The organism is Streptomyces sp. NPDC059989 (assembly GCF_042736975.1).
GTDB lineage: Bacteria > Actinomycetota > Actinomycetes > Streptomycetales > Streptomycetaceae > Streptomyces.
Genome location: NZ_JBHWUO010000010.1, coordinates 86,091 through 99,811, shown reverse-complemented (window position 1 = coordinate 99,811; position 13,721 = coordinate 86,091). Strand labels below are relative to the sequence as shown.

Below are 13,721 nucleotides of genomic sequence, written 5' to 3'. Positions count from 1 at the left end.
TCAGCCGCTCCCGGCCCGCCCGTCCGGGCCCGGGGCGTGCTGCCGGGCGCGCAGGGCGGGGCGCGGATCGCAGTGTCCGGCAGCCAGTGCCCCGCGCAGCCCGTCCAGGTGCTCGGTCCGCGGCGGTACGTCGAGTGCGTCGAGGATGCCGAGGGCCTCGGCGGGGTCGAGGCGCCCGTAGACGTCGTGGTAGCTGCGCAGTACGGCCCGGAACACCGCGTGGTGCAGGGAGGGCAGGCGGGCGGCGGCCCGGTAGGTCTCGGCCTTGCCGGGCCAGGACACCGGCCCCGAGTGCTCCAGCACCCGCCGCGCCCGGCGCAGCAACGGCTCCGGGGCGCCGGGCAGCAGCCGTTCGCGGTCGTTGCCGAGGACCTCGGCGAAGGCTTCGTCGGCGGTTCCCGCGACCTCGAACCAGTCGAACCAGAGGGAGTCGGTGATCGCCGGGTACTCCCGGACGGCTTCGAGCCGTCGGCGGTAGCCGTCCCAGAGCAGGTCCGCCGGCAGCGGGCCCTCGGGCCCGAGATGGGCGGAGTGGACCTGCCCGGTCACCAGGAAGTGACCGCCGAGCAGATCCATCAGCCCGAGCGCCACCCGCAGCCGGCCCGCCAGGTCGAGCCGTTCGTCGGTGAAGGCCATCGAGCCGAGTCCGTTGGCGACGTCGTCCCGGTCGAGCGGCTCACCGGGGGAGTCGGCGTCGGCCCAGACCCCGTCGCCGGCCTGCGTGATGCCGTCCTCGGCGAGCCAGCGGCGGGCGAGCTCGATGTCGGGCAGCTGGTCCAGGAAGGCCGAGACCGCCTCCGTGAACTCGGCGGGGGCGGCGGCGTGCACCAGGTGGCCGACCGGGATCATGGTCAGCCGGGCGTCGGGGATCCGGCGGGCCAGCTCCGCGACGCCCTCCTGCGGAACGTGGCTCGTGGGGCCGCCCGCCACCACCAGGGTCGCAGCGGTGATCCGTCCGAGGCCTTCCAGCCATGCCGGATCGGGGCGGTCGAGCTGCCGCCTGACCGCGAGGACCATGTCCCAGTCGAAGTCCGGGTGGCTCTCGGGGCGGACCGGAGCGACCGCCTCGCGGGGGAGGGGGGCCGGTACGTCCTCCAGGACGAGACGGACCACCCGGTGCGGCTGCGCCTGCGCGACGAGGTGGGCCACGACGCCGCCCATCGAATGCCCGGCCAGGTCCACCCGGTCGAGCCCGAGGGCGTCCAGGAGGCCGAGCACGTCGTCGCGCATCAGCTCCAGCGAGTACTCCGCCGGCCGCCCGCTGCCGCCGTGGCCGCGCAGGTCCACGGCGTACACCCTGCGCTCCCGCGCGAGTCGCCGGCCTACGAGGGCCCAGGCGTCGGCGGTCTCGCCCAGCGCGGGCAGCAGGACCAGAGGGTCGCCGCCGCCGGGTCCGGCCGCCCGGTACGCGAGCCGGACGCCGTTCACGGTCAGGGTGTGGTGGCTGTAGCGGGTGCGGTGCTCCGTCATCCGGCCGACGGTACGGGGGGCGGCGTGAACTCCGCCACAGACTTCGCAGGGCCGGGCCCGGCGGCCCGGGAATCCCGGGGCGGGGACCTCCATCCCGGTTTTGCACTTAGTTGCAAAACCGGGCTCCGCTCGCTAGAACAGGTTCATCACCCCCGCGCGAGGAGGCGCCCCTCATGAGTTCCCAGAGCCGGTACCCGCACCTGCTGAGCCCCCTGGACCTCGGTTTCACCACCCTGCCGAACCGCGTGATCATGGGCTCGATGCACACCGGCCTCGAAGAGCACGAGGGCGGCTTCGAGCGCCTCGCCGCCTTCTACGCCGAGCGCGCCCGCGGCGGCGCCGGGCTCATCGTCACCGGCGGCATCGCCCCCAACGACGCCGGCCGCCCCTTCGAGGGCGGCTCGCGCCTCACCACCGAGGACGAGGCCGCCGAGCACCGGGTGATCACCGACGCGGTGCACGCCGAAGGCGGGAAGATCGCGATGCAGATCCTCCACTTCGGCCGCTACGCCTACCACAAGGACCTGGTGGCCCCCAGCGCCCTCCAGGCCCCCATCAGCCCCTTCGTCCCGAACGAGCTCACCGACATCGAGGTCGAGCGGACGGTGGAGGACTTCGTGCGGGCCGCGCGCCTCGCCAAGTCCGCCGGCTACGACGGCGTCGAGATCATGGGCTCCGAGGGCTACCTGATCAACGAGTTCATCGCCGCCGCCACCAACAAGCGCACCGACCGCTGGGGCGGCGCGTACGAGAACCGCGTCCGCTTCCCGCTGGAGATCGTCCGCCGCACCCGCGCGGCCGTCGGCGAGGACTTCATCCTCATCTACCGCCTCTCCATGCTCGACCTGATCCCCGGCGGCTCCACCCTCGACGAGGTCGTCCACCTCGCCAAGGAGATCGAGGCGGCCGGCGCCACCATCATCAACACCGGCATCGGCTGGCACGAGGCCCGCATCCCCACCATCGCCACCTCCGTCCCGCGCGGCGCCTACACCTGGGTCACCAAGCGGCTGATGGGCGCGGTGAGCGTCCCCCTCGTGACCAGCAACCGCATCAACACCCCGGAGATCGCCGAGGAGCTGCTCGCCGACGGGCGCGCCGACCTGGTCTCCCTGGCCCGGCCCTTCCTCGCCGACGCCGACTTCGTCGCCAAGGCCGCCGCCGGCCGCTCCGAGACCATCAACACCTGCATCGGCTGCAACCAGGCCTGCCTCGACCACACCTTCAGCGGCAAGATCACCAGCTGCCTGGTCAACCCGCGGGCCTGCCACGAGACCGAGCTCGTCCTGTCTCCCACGCGGACGAAGAAGCGCGTCGCCGTCGTCGGCGCCGGCCCGGCCGGCCTGGCCTGCGCGGTCTCCGCCGCCGGCCGCGGCCACGCCGTCACCCTCTTCGAGGCCTCCGGCCACATCGGCGGCCAGCTCGACATCGCCCGCCGCATCCCCGGCAAGGAGGAGTTCGAGGAGACCATCCGCTACTACGGCACCCAGCTCGTGGAGAGCGGGGTGGAGGTCCGCCTGAACACCCGCGCCGACGTGGAGACCCTGCACGGCTTCGACGAGGTCGTCGTCGCCACCGGAGTCACCCCCCGCACCCCCGACATCGAGGGCGTGGACCACCCCCACGTCGTCAGCTACCTCGACGTGCTGCGCGACGGCGCCCCCGTCGGCGAGCGCGTCGCCGTCGTCGGCGCCGGCGGCATCGGCTTCGACGTCGCCGAGTACCTCACCGACAGCGGCGAGGGCGCCTCCCAGGACCCCGCCGTCTACTTCCGCCACTGGGGCGTGGACACCGAGTACACCGGCCCCGGCGGGCTCGCCAGGCCCGAGCGCCCCGCGCCGCCGCGCCAGGTCCACCTGCTCCAGCGCAAGGCCACCAAGGTCGGTGCCAACCTCGGCACCACCACCGGCTGGATCCACCGGGCGGAGCTCAAGCACCGCGGGGTCGTCTCCGTCGCGGGGGCCGCGTACGACCGCATCGACGACGAGGGCCTGCACATCACCGTCGACGGCGAGCAGCGCCTCGTACCCGCCGACACCGTGGTGCTGTGCACCGGCCAGGAGCCGCGCCGCGACCTGTACGAGGCGCTGCGCGCGGCGGGCGTCGACGCCCACCTCATCGGCGGAGCCGACGTGGCCGCCGAACTCGACGCCAAGCGGGCCATCCGCCAGGGCACGGAGCTGGCCGCCACCCTCTGACCGGGTGCGCCTGTGAACCTCTGGCCGAAAGGGGATTGTGGCGGTCCGGCCGGGCCGCCACAATCGCCCGGTGACGTTCTCACCCGCAGAAGCAGACAAGATCCTCGCCGACAACTTCGCCCCCTGGGTGCTCGCCCTCGGCCTGTCCGTCCAGGAGACCGGCGACCGGCACGCCGTCCTGCGCCTGCCCTGGTCGGACACCCTCGCCCGGGATGGCGGGGGCCTCTCCGGCCAGGCCCTGATGGCGGCCGCCGACACCGCCACCGTCATCGCGATCTCCGCGGCGCGCGGGGGCTACGGCCCGATGACCACCGTCCAGCAGTCGACGAGCTTCCAGCGGCCGGTGGTCGGCGCGGACGTGCTGATCCGCGTACGGATCACCAAGCTCGGCAAGCGGATGGCCTTCGCCGACGTCACGATGACCCCCGAGGGCGCGCAGGAGCCGTCCGCGACGGCCTCCACCGTGTACGCCCTGCTGGGCTGAGACTCAGCCCCGCCGCGCGGCCGGCAGCCGCACCACCAGCCGGGCCCCGCACGGGGAGTCCTCGGCGGTGAGGGTGCCGCCGTGGTGGGCGGTCAGGTCACGCGCTATGGCGAGGCCCAGGCCGGCCCCGCCGTGGTCCCGGCTGCGGGCGTCGTCGAGACGGGTGAAGCGCTCGAAGACCCGCTCCCGGTCGCCGGGCGGGATGCCGGGGCCGTCGTCGACCACCTCCAGCACGGCCGTCCGTACGGACGGTCCGCAGGTGGTGCGCAGCACGACGTCCACCCGCCGGCCCGCGAACCGCTGGGCGTTGTCGAGCAGGTTGGTGACCACCCGGGCCAGCCACAGTTCGGAACCCTCCACCTCGATGCCCGGTGCCAGCTCGGTCCGTACGGGAACGCGGTCCCCGAGGCGTGCCTCCACGGCGTCGCGGATCACCGCCCCCAGGTCCAGCCGGACCGACGCCACGGGCTGGGCGGCGTCGATGCGGGCGAGCAGCAGGAGGTCGGCGGAGAGCTGCTGGAGCCGCTCGATGTCCTGGAGCGCGCCGCTGATCAGCTCCGGCCACAGCTCCGGGTCCCGGACGGCCAGGGCCACCTCCAGCTGGGTGCGCAGCACCGTGATGGGGCTGCGCAGTTCGTGGGAGGCGTCGGCGATGAACTCGCGCTGGCGGTTCCCGGCGGACTCCAGCCGGTCCAGGGTGGTGTTCATCGTCTGTGCCAGGCGGGCGACCTCGTCGTGCGTGGGCGGTACGGGAACCCGGCGGTGCAGGTCCCGCTCGGTGATCTCGGCGACCTCGGCGCGGATCGCCTCGACCGGCCCGAGCGCCCGGCCGGTGACCCGCCAGGTGACGAGGCCGACGGTGGCGAGGAGCAGCGGGCCGCCGACGGCGAGGGCGGCGGCGGTGGTGTCGTCGGCCGCGTCCACATCGCGCAGCGAGGTCCCCACGAACACGGTGACCATGCCCTGCGGGGTCTCCGTGGTGACCTGGACGACCCGCTGGCGGTGGCCGCCGCCGAGCGGGCCGACCTTCCAGGTGTGGAAGACCGTACCGGGCCGGAGGGGATCGGCGGGGGCGAGCGAGCGTTCTCCGGCCAGGTTCGGGGAGGCGCGCAGCACCCGGCCGCGGGCGTTCACCACCTGGACGAAATCGACCCCGTGCAGGGGCGGCCGCATGGTGTCGAGGTCTCCGGAGGCCGCGAGCCGGGCGATCGTCCCGGCCTGCTGCACGGCGTCGCGCTCGGCGTTGCGCAGCAGATTGGCCTCCAGTAGTCCGAGGAGGGCGAAGGAGGCCAGCGCCAGGGCCGCGGCGACCACCACGACGGCGCCCACGGTGGCCCGGGCACGGACGGTCGTGGGCCACACGCGGCGCAGCGGCGACGACCGGAGGAGGCGCCGCAGGCGGCGGAACGGGAGGCGGGGGAGTGCGGGCTCAGCCACCGTCGACCGCCAGCCGGTAGCCGGCGCCGCGTACGGTTTCCAGGGCCGCGCGGCCGAAGGGCGCGTCGATCTTGCGGCGCACGGCGCTGATGTGGACCTCGACCACGTTCGGATCGCCGGCGAACGCGATGTCCCACACCTGTTCCAGGATCTCCCTCTTGGGCACGACCTCGCCGGGGCGCCGGGCCAGGTACTCCAGGACCGCGAACTCCCGGGCCGTCAGCCGGATCTCGGTCCCGCCGCGGGAACAGCTGTGCCGGGCGGGGTCCAGCACCAGGTCGCCGAACCGCATGACCTGCGGGCCGCGGCGGCCCGTACGCCGGGCCAGCGCGCGCAGCCGGGCGACCAGGACCAGGTAGGAGAACGGCTTGGAGAGGAAGTCGTCCGCGCCGGTGTCCAAGGCCTCCGCCTCGTCGTACTCGCCGTCCTTCGCGGTGAGCATCAGGATCCCCGACTCGTTGCCGGCCGCGCGCAGCCGTGCGCAGACCCGGTAGCCGTTCAGGCCGGGCAGCATGATGTCGAGCACGATCAGGTCGTAGCCGTGCTCGGTGGCCATCCACAGCCCCTGCAACCCGTCGTGGGCCACGTCCACCGAGAACCCCTCCGATTGGAGCCCCCGCTGCAGGGCCACGGCCAGCCGCCGTTCGTCCTCCACCACCAGTACGCGCATGCCGACCAGGGTCTCAGGCCCGGCCCGCGCCCGGCTGAAGAGGTCTTCAGGTGGCTTCAGGTGGGCTTCAGCATCCGCTCAGCATGCTCTGCAACGAGCCGGGTGCCGTGCCTGGTTGTGTATGAGGAGTCCCGGTATGTCTGAGTCTTTCCCGCCGTCCGAGCAGCCCGAGAACGCTCCGGAGACCGGCGCCCGCACGCGTGTGAACCTGGGGCGCCTCGTACCCCGGCGCAAGGGCGCCCGCTGGGCGGCGCTGGGCGCGGCCGTGGTGATCGCCGGCGGTGCGGGGGCGGCGCTCGCGGTGGCGGTCACGGTGGACGGGCACCACGAGAGGGTGGGCGTCGGGGGTCCGCGTTTCGCCGGCGACGAGCACGTCGTCCGGAAGTTCGGCGGCGACCCCAAGGAGCTGAGGGCCCTGAAGGAGGCGAGGGAGCCGGGCGACGCGGGCCCGAAGCTGCGCGACGGCGTACCGGGCCCCGGCGGCCCGGCGAAGAGGGGGGCCGCGCCCGCGCCCCTGCCGTCGCTGGCCATCGGCCAGGCGGCCGAGAAGGCGGCCGCGGCGGTGGACGGCGGCAAGGTCGAGAGCATCCGGGTGGTCGCCCAGGAAGGCGGCGGCAGCGCCTGGCTGGCCGTGGTGCTCGGACCGGACGGGGTCCGCCACGCGGTGACCGTCTCCGGCACGGACGGCACCATCACCGGCAACACCCCCACCGCCGCCGGGCGGTAGCACCGCGGGCCGTTCCGCGGCGCCCTCCTCCGACGCTCGCGGCGCACCTCCGGAAAACGCGATGACAGGGCGGGCTCCCGTCACCTACCGTCCGGTGTCGACGTCCGCACCCGGAGAGGGAGCCTGACCATCGCATCGAACGCGGCACCCCGCCCAGAGCCCAGCCCGCTCCGGCGGAACAGGGACTTCAACGTCTTCTGGCTCGGCCAGGCGCTGTCCGTCCTCGGCGGCTCCATCTCGCTGCTCGCGCTCCCGCTGCTGGTCCTGGAAGCCACCGGGTCCGTCGTGCAGATGGGCATCCTCACCGTCATCTCCGGGGCCACCGGCATCGGTACGGGCATGTTCGCGGGCTACGTGGTGGACCGGGTGGACCGCCGCCGGCTCATGATCGTCTGCGATCTGACGCGGGCGGTGCTGCTGGGCGTGGTGCCGTTCGTCTGGTGGGCCGCAGGTCCGAAGATCTGGCTGCTGTACGTACTCACCGCGCTGACCGCGGTCCTGCGGACGCTGTTCGACGTGGCCTACGTGACGGCCGTGCCCCGGCTGGTGCGCACCGAGGACCTCACCGCCGCCAACGGGCGGCTGATGGGCACCTTCGCCCTCGGGACCCTGCTCGGGCCGGTGGCGGCCGGGCTCCTCGCGGCCTCGGTCGGCGCGAACTGGGCGCTGGCCGTGGACGGGGCGACCTTCCTGGTCTCCGCCGCGAGTCTGGGGTGGGTGCGGTTCACCCGGGCCGCCGACGGCGACCCCGCCGACCGGGCGGGGGCGAAGCGGGCGGCAGGGTCCGGGACGGGGGTGTTGCGGGAGGTGTTCGTCGTGGGATTCCGCTTCCTGTGGACCCATCCGCTGCTGCGGCCGCTCACGGTCCTGCTCACCCTGCTGACCTTCGTCACCATGGGCGCCACCGACCTGCTGATCTACCGGATCCGGCACGACCTCGGCCGGGACGCCGCCACCCTCGGCTACGTGATCGCCGTGAGCGGGATCGGCGCCATTGCCGCGGCGGCCGCCGCCGGGGCGCTGCGCCGGATCTTCGGGTTCGGGACCTGCTGGCTGGCCTCGGTCGCGATGATCGGCGCCGGGATCGTGGTCACCGGCGTCAGCAGCAGCGTGCCGGTGATCGCCGTGCTGGCCGCCGTGTTCATGTTCGGGATCACCCTGGCCGGGGTCAGCTCCATGACCCTGCGCCAGCAGGTGACCCCCGACCACCTGCTCGGCCGGGTCACCTCCGCCTTCTGGACGGTGCACAACGCCTCGGGCCCGGTGGGCGCGGCCGTCCTCACGGTGCTCGCCGCCCGCCACGGGGTCCCGGCCGTCAGCCTGGCCTGCGGGGCCTTCTGCCTGCTGATCCTCGGCGCCGGGCTGCTCAGTCCGCTGCGCGGCCGCAGGGGCGGGGACCCGTCCGCGTCCGGGACCGCGTCCGGGAAGCCGGTTGCCGGATCCCCGGCCGACCCGGCCGACCGGGCTCCGGCCGTCGAGCCCGAGCCCCCGTGCCGCCCGCGCCCGTAACGTGCGGCCCGGATTCCGGTCTGGGATCGTGAAGTACGGGGCACCCCACCGAGGAGCCGACATGTCCGGACAGTTCGAGGCGACCGTCGAGGTCGACCGGCCGGTCGAGGAGGTCTTCGCCTACCTCGCCGACGGGCGCAACGACCCCGAATTCAGCCCGCGCGTCCAGCAGATCACCAAGACCCCCGACGGCCCGACCGCGCTCGGCACCGTCTTCCGCAGCACGGTCAAGGACGCCGGGATGAAGACCGGCCGCGTGTTCCGCATCGTCGGATTCGACCCGCCCCGGCTGATCCGCTGGGCGGAGGAGAGCAAGAACCTGGTCACGGCGGAGGGCGGCTACGACCTCGAAGGCCTCCCCGGCGGCCGCACCCGGGTCCGGATCTTCAACACCCTCGAAGGCCACGGGCTCGGCAAGCTGCTCGTCGGCTTCGCGCTGAGCGCCGCCCGCAAGGACGCCCCCGACTTCGGCCGCCGCATCAAGGCGGCCGCGGAGGCCGCCGGGGCGCGCTAGCGCAGAGTCGCAGCGCAAGGGCGGCGGATTTTCTGTACCTACTGGTATGTACACTACGAGCATGAGCACGTCCGAACGCCTCATCGAGAGCACGCGCGCACTGCTGTGGGAGCGCGGTTACGTCGCCACCAGCCCCAAGGCCATCCAGCAGCGGGCCGGAGTCGGCCAGGGCAGCATGTACCACCACTTCGCCGGCAAGCCGGAACTGGCGCTCGCCGCGATCGACCGTACGGCCGCGGAAATGCGCGCCAAGGCCGAGGCGCAGTTCGCCGCCCCTGGTTCGGCGCCCGAGAGGATCACCGCGTACCTGCGGCGCGAACGCGAGGTGCTCAAGGGCTGCCCCGTCGGCCGGCTCACCCAGGACCCCGACGTCATGGCCGATCCCGCCCTGCGCCGCCCGGTCGTGGAGACCTTCGCCTGGCTCCGCGAGCGGCTCGCCGGCGTGCTGGCCGAGGGGCGCGACCGCGGCGAACTGGCCGCCGGACTCGATCCGGACGCCACCGCCGCAGCCGTCGTCGCGGTGCTCCAGGGCGGATACGTGCTGGCCCGGGCCGCCGATTCCGCCGAGGTGTTCGGCCAGGCCGTCGAAGGCCTCCTCGGGCTGCTCGCCGCACACGCCACACCGGGCCCCGACCCCGAGCACCACTCCTGACCGACCGAGCCGACCCGAAGGGCAGCGCAGCCCCGTGTACGCCAGTCAGTACGAGATCACCCTCCCCGCCGACTACGACATGCGGATCATCCGCAAGCGCGTCGCCGACCACGGCCACCTCCTCGACGACCGGGCCGGGCTGAAGGCGTACCTCGTCCGCGAACGCGGCACCGAGGGCTCGCCCGTGAACGAGTACGCGCCCTTCTACCTCTGGAACGACATCGGCGCGATGGGCCGGTTCCTGGTCGGCGGCGCCGGATTCCAGGGCATCGTCCGCGACTTCGGCCGCCCGCCCGTCCACCACTGGACCGGACTGGCCGCCCTGGCCGGGCCCGCCCGCGCCGCCGCCCCGGCGGCCGCGTCCCGCCGCCTCACCGCCCTGCCGGGCGGCCCCGGCCCCGATCCCGACGGCCTGGGACTGGCCGGGCGGATCGAGCGCGAGACCGGGGAACTGGCGGAGCTCGCACGGCGGGACGGCGTGCACACCGCCGTCCTCGCCGTCGACCCCCGGGACTGGCGACTGCTCAGGTTCGTCGTGTGGGCGGACGCCGTTCCGCAGGACGAGGACGCCACCGAGCGGTACCAGGTGCTGCACCTGTCCGCGCCCGGCCTGGCAGACCTGCCGAACGGCCTCCACCCGTAGTGCTGTCGGCCCGCCCGTCGAGTCGTTGACTCGTTGACTCGTTCAGTCCTCGACTCGGGACGGAACGGTCAGAACCGGTTCGGCGCGGCCGGGAACGGCAGCGGACGCGACGGCGACGGGGACAGCGCCTCGCGCCGCTCCGTGCCGCCCGCCGGGCTCTGGCAGGTCACGTCCTCGGCGGGCAGCCGGCCCGTCGTCAGGTACGTGTTGATCGGGGCGTTGGCGCAGGAGTTCGGGTCGGCGAGGTACACGCCGTGGCCCTCACCGCCGGCCGCCAGCACCATCCGCGAGCCCTTGAGCGCCCGGTGCAGGCCCTGACCGCTGGTGAGCGGGGTCTGCGAGTCCCACTCGTTCTGCACGGTCAGCACGTTCGCCCGCGTCTTCATCGGCGTGGCCGCCTCGACCGGCCGCTGCCAGAAGGCGCACGGCTTGATGTTGGACGCGAAGTCCCCGTACAGCGGGTACTTGACCTTGTCCTTCGCCGCGTCCCGCTCGTACTGCTCGGTGTAGCGGGGCCAGGTGCCCGTGTCCCCGCACACCACGGCCCAGAACACGGCCGTACCGTTGTCCGAGGCGGGCTCGGCGGCCTGGGCGCCCCCGACCAGCCGCTTCGCCTCCGCCAGGGCCGGGCCCGCGGGCAGCGGCTTGCCCTCGGCGGCCGCCTTGAGGGCCACCACCAGGGGAGTGGCCTGCGCCGGGTAGAAGAACACCGCCCGTGCGGAGCGGATGTCGTCGCCCGTCACCTTCTGCCCGTCGAGGTCGATCGGGTCCTTGTCGGCGCGCGCCACCAGCCCCCAGAACGTGTCGGACACCGCCTTCGGGGTGTCGCCCAGCTCGTACTCGCCCGACCGCTCCGCCGCCCACTGCGTCCACCGGGCGTAGGCGGGCTCCGCCTCCGTCGCCCAGACCTGGAGCATGCCGCGCCAGATCCGCTGCGGGTCGACACCGCTGTCGAGCACGAAGCGGTCGGTCCGCTCCGGGAACATCTGCGAATAGACCGCGCCCAGGTAGGTCCCGTACGAGTACCCCAGGTACGAGAGCTTGCGCTCGCCCAGCACCGTACGGATCGTGTCCATGTCGCGCGCCGTGTTGCGGGTGGTGATGTACGGCAGCACCGCGCCGGCCTTCTCGCGGCACTTGTCGGCGACCGAACGCGCCCACTCCACGTCGGAGGGGAAGCTCTCCGGCCGGTAGGGCCGGTTGATGTTCTGCTCGGCGTCGGTCAGCCCGCAGGTGATCGGGCTGCTGCCACCGACGCCGCGCGGGTCGAAGCCGATGAGGTCGTACTGCTCCCGTACGTCCTTGGGCATCGCCTCGTTCATCATCAGGGGCAGATCGAGCCCGGAGCCGCCCGGACCGCCGGGGTTGAGCAGCATGGCGCCGTGCCGCTTGGCGGGGTTCTCGCTCTTCATCCTGGATATGGCGAGGTCGATCGTGCGCCCTTCGGGGCGCCGGTAGTCGAGCGGGACCTTCAGCGTGGCGCACTCGTACGAGGCCGGCTGGTCGGGACTGCAGCGGTGCCAGGCGGGCTTCTGCCGCAGGTAGTCGCCCGCCGGGGCGGCGGACACCTGGGTGGCCGTCAGCAGGGGCACGGTGGTGGCGATGAGTCCGGCGGCGGCGAGCAGCGGTGCGGAGCGTTTCAGGCGCACAGGGGCCGTTCCTTTCGGTGAAGTCGCTTACCCGCTCACCTTGTTGCACGCCGGGCCGGGGCGAATCATCCCGAAGGTCGGGCCTTGTGCGTCTCACGAATGAGCCGAAATCCGGACAACTGGCCGACACGCCGCCGGAGTCGGAAGCCGGTCGGTGTTGCGGCGGCGTCCTCTCACCCGCCTGCCGGGCTCGCGGCCCCGTGGCCGGCGTGCCCCGAGGGGGCTTCGAGGGAGCCGCCGAGGCGGGTGCGCAGGGCGGCCAGGGCCTCGGGGGGCTGGGCGGTGACGACCCAGCGGTCGCCGACCAGGTAGCTGCCGCCGTACATGCGGGCTTCGGCGAGCCAGGAGGTCTGGCCCTCGGCCGCGGCGAAGGTGACCATGCGAAAGGCGCCCTGCCCGGTCTGGCATCCGCCCTGGCGCAACTCCTCGGCCTGGACGCTCACTTCGGCGCTGCAGCCGACGGCGGCGGCGATCTCCTCGATCGAGGTCGAGGTCGAGGTCGAGGCCGGGGCCGAGGTCGGGGCCGAGGCCGAGGCCGACGGCGGCCGGGCGGTGGCCGAGTGCTCGGCGCAGCCGCCGCTCAGCAGGGCGGCGGCGCACGCGGCGATGACGGGCAGGGTCCGGCGGGCGGGGCGGTGTGGCGGCCGTGGCATGGCGTCCTCACTGGCTGATCGGGGATGGCCGTGGTGCCCGGTGGGGAGAGCCGGGCACCACGGGTCTGTAGGGGCCGGGACCCGGGCCGGGGCCCGGTCGGTCCTAGCCGGCGGCCTTCGCCTTCTTTCCCTTGTCGGTGACGGCGAACCAAAGGCCCTGCTTGTTGTGCCCGTTGATGTCGCCGGGCTCCTTGTCACCCGTGAACAAATAGACCGGCCAGCAGTCGATCGTCAATTGCTCCGAGCCGTCGGGGCGCTTCACCGAGCCGACCAATTCGGCGGCAATTCCCGACACCTTCGTCCGGTCGACGGGCTGTGCGGGCTTCCAGGTGTCCAGGCAGGCATCGAGGCAGCCGAATTTCATCGGCCAGGCGCTGTCCTTGTCGAAGCGGTAGAGCGTACGGCCCTCCGCGTCCGCGAGGATTCCGCCGAGCTGCGCATTCTGCCGGACGGACAGTTCGACGCCCTTCTCCGCCTTCTCCGCCTCCTGCGCCGGCTTCTTGGCCGCGGCGGCCGGCTTTCCGTCGGCGCCCAGCACGTGCCAGGTTCCGCCGACGCCCTCGCCCAGGGCGTCACCCGCCTTGGTGTCCTTCGCGTAGCGGTAGACGGGCCACCCCGCGAGGGTGAGCTGCCGGGTGCCGTCGGCCCGGGCGACCGAACCGAGCAGGCCCGCGTCGATCCCTTCGCCCGCAGTGGCGTCGTCCGCGGCCACGACCGGCCAGGCCTGGGCGCAGTCCCCTTCGCAGTTGGACTTGGGGGGCTTGGCCGTGTCCTTGTCGAACCGGTAGAGGGTGAAGCCCGCCCCGTCGGTGACCGCGCCGCCCAGATTCGGCAGCTCCGCCACCTTGAGCTGCCCGGCCGGGCCGTTCTTCCCGGCTTCGCCCACCGTGGCGGTGCCCGGATCGCTGCCGTACCCCGTATCGGACCCGGTACCGGATTCCGAGCCGTATCCCGAGCCGAGTTTCTTGCTGTCGCTCACCGGCTGCACCGCACTGCTCTTTCCCGGGGATTCGCCGCCGAGACCGCATCCGGCTGTCAGCAGCAGTGCCGCGACCGCCGACCCGGCGAATATCCCGCGATGCATTCTCTTCATGATCTCTCTCCTTTGGATTCGG

13 protein-coding genes are annotated in these 13,721 nt (G+C 73.4%); 7 read left to right on the top strand and 6 right to left on the bottom strand.

Going from position 1 to position 13,721, the window contains the following annotated elements; all coding sequences use genetic code 11:
- Positions 1-1,470 carry an alpha/beta fold hydrolase gene (locus tag ACFWBN_RS11530; protein WP_385174310.1) on the bottom strand — a complete coding sequence of 490 codons (1,470 nt, stop codon included), beginning with the start codon at positions 1,468-1,470 and terminating at the stop codon, positions 1-3.
- 173 nt (positions 1,471-1,643) lie between these two features.
- Between ACFWBN_RS11530 and ACFWBN_RS11525 the strand changes: the two genes are divergently transcribed.
- Together ACFWBN_RS11525 and ACFWBN_RS11520 are read left to right on the top strand one after the other, a co-directional pair.
- On the top strand, positions 1,644-3,668 hold the full coding sequence (locus ACFWBN_RS11525) for an FAD-dependent oxidoreductase (protein WP_385174307.1): 2,025 nt from the start codon (positions 1,644-1,646) through the stop codon (positions 3,666-3,668).
- 70 nt (positions 3,669-3,738) lie between these two features.
- Positions 3,739-4,152, top strand: a complete 414-nt coding sequence (locus tag ACFWBN_RS11520; protein ID WP_385174304.1) for a PaaI family thioesterase — start codon at positions 3,739-3,741, stop codon at positions 4,150-4,152.
- A gap of 3 nt (positions 4,153-4,155) precedes the next feature.
- On the opposite strand, the gene ACFWBN_RS11515 is transcribed toward ACFWBN_RS11520, so the two are convergent.
- Positions 4,156-5,514: an ATP-binding protein gene (locus ACFWBN_RS11515; protein ID WP_385174588.1), complete on the bottom strand. Its 1,359-nt coding sequence runs from the start codon at positions 5,512-5,514 to the stop codon at positions 4,156-4,158.
- A gap of 67 nt (positions 5,515-5,581) precedes the next feature.
- Positions 5,582-6,259: a response regulator transcription factor gene (locus tag ACFWBN_RS11510; protein WP_385174302.1), complete on the bottom strand. Its 678-nt coding sequence runs from the start codon at positions 6,257-6,259 to the stop codon at positions 5,582-5,584.
- A gap of 136 nt (positions 6,260-6,395) precedes the next feature.
- On the opposite strand from ACFWBN_RS11510, the gene ACFWBN_RS11505 reads away from it, so the two are divergent.
- The 5 genes from ACFWBN_RS11505 (at position 6,396) to ACFWBN_RS11485 (ending at position 10,304) form a co-directional block, all read left to right on the top strand.
- Positions 6,396-6,986: a hypothetical protein gene (locus ACFWBN_RS11505; protein WP_385174296.1), complete on the top strand. Its 591-nt coding sequence runs from the start codon at positions 6,396-6,398 to the stop codon at positions 6,984-6,986.
- A 123-nt stretch (positions 6,987-7,109) separates the two neighbouring features.
- The gene (locus ACFWBN_RS11500; RefSeq protein ID WP_385174585.1) at positions 7,110-8,495 is read left to right on the top strand and encodes an MFS transporter; all 1,386 of its coding nucleotides are present in this window, start codon (positions 7,110-7,112) and stop codon (positions 8,493-8,495) included.
- A 61-nt stretch (positions 8,496-8,556) separates the two neighbouring features.
- A complete protein-coding gene (locus tag ACFWBN_RS11495) occupies positions 8,557-9,009 on the top strand; it encodes an SRPBCC family protein (protein ID WP_385174292.1) in 453 nt (150 codons plus the stop codon).
- Positions 9,010-9,070: 61 nt separating this feature from the next.
- On the top strand, positions 9,071-9,661 hold the full coding sequence (locus ACFWBN_RS11490) for a TetR/AcrR family transcriptional regulator (protein WP_385174290.1): 591 nt from the start codon (positions 9,071-9,073) through the stop codon (positions 9,659-9,661).
- A gap of 34 nt (positions 9,662-9,695) precedes the next feature.
- Positions 9,696-10,304, top strand: coding sequence for a DUF4865 family protein (locus ACFWBN_RS11485; RefSeq protein ID WP_385174287.1), 609 nt, complete (start codon positions 9,696-9,698; stop codon positions 10,302-10,304).
- 68 nt (positions 10,305-10,372) lie between these two features.
- Here the strand turns inward: ACFWBN_RS11485 and ACFWBN_RS11480 are convergent, their stop codons facing one another.
- From ACFWBN_RS11480 to ACFWBN_RS11470, 3 genes are all read right to left on the bottom strand, one after another.
- Entirely contained in the window at positions 10,373-11,953 is a 1,581-nt protein-coding gene (locus ACFWBN_RS11480; RefSeq protein WP_385174284.1) for an alpha/beta hydrolase, read from the bottom strand.
- A 173-nt stretch (positions 11,954-12,126) separates the two neighbouring features.
- Positions 12,127-12,606, bottom strand: a complete 480-nt coding sequence (locus ACFWBN_RS11475; RefSeq protein WP_385174281.1) for a hypothetical protein — start codon at positions 12,604-12,606, stop codon at positions 12,127-12,129.
- Positions 12,607-12,709: 103 nt separating this feature from the next.
- Positions 12,710-13,699 carry an SCO0930 family lipoprotein gene (locus ACFWBN_RS11470; RefSeq protein WP_385174278.1) on the bottom strand — a complete coding sequence of 330 codons (990 nt, stop codon included), beginning with the start codon at positions 13,697-13,699 and terminating at the stop codon, positions 12,710-12,712.
- Positions 13,700-13,721: the final 22 nt, after the last annotated feature.

What these genes read in the sequence shown, in the direction of transcription:
- ACFWBN_RS11495 (WP_385174292.1), top strand. Translation starts at nt 8,557, where the DNA reads ATGTCCGGACAGTTCGAGGCGACCGTCGAGGTCGACCGGCCGGTCGAG.
- ACFWBN_RS11470 (WP_385174278.1), bottom strand. Translation starts at nt 13,699, where the DNA reads ATGAAGAGAATGCATCGCGGGATATTCGCCGGGTCGGCGGTCGCGGCA.
- ACFWBN_RS11505 (WP_385174296.1), top strand. Translation starts at nt 6,396, where the DNA reads ATGTCTGAGTCTTTCCCGCCGTCCGAGCAGCCCGAGAACGCTCCGGAG.
- ACFWBN_RS11525 (WP_385174307.1), top strand. Translation starts at nt 1,644, where the DNA reads ATGAGTTCCCAGAGCCGGTACCCGCACCTGCTGAGCCCCCTGGACCTC.
- ACFWBN_RS11490 (WP_385174290.1), top strand. Translation starts at nt 9,071, where the DNA reads ATGAGCACGTCCGAACGCCTCATCGAGAGCACGCGCGCACTGCTGTGG.
- ACFWBN_RS11510 (WP_385174302.1), bottom strand. Translation starts at nt 6,259, where the DNA reads ATGCGCGTACTGGTGGTGGAGGACGAACGGCGGCTGGCCGTGGCCCTG.
- ACFWBN_RS11530 (WP_385174310.1), bottom strand. Translation starts at nt 1,470, where the DNA reads ATGACGGAGCACCGCACCCGCTACAGCCACCACACCCTGACCGTGAAC.
- ACFWBN_RS11475 (WP_385174281.1), bottom strand. Translation starts at nt 12,606, where the DNA reads ATGCCACGGCCGCCACACCGCCCCGCCCGCCGGACCCTGCCCGTCATC.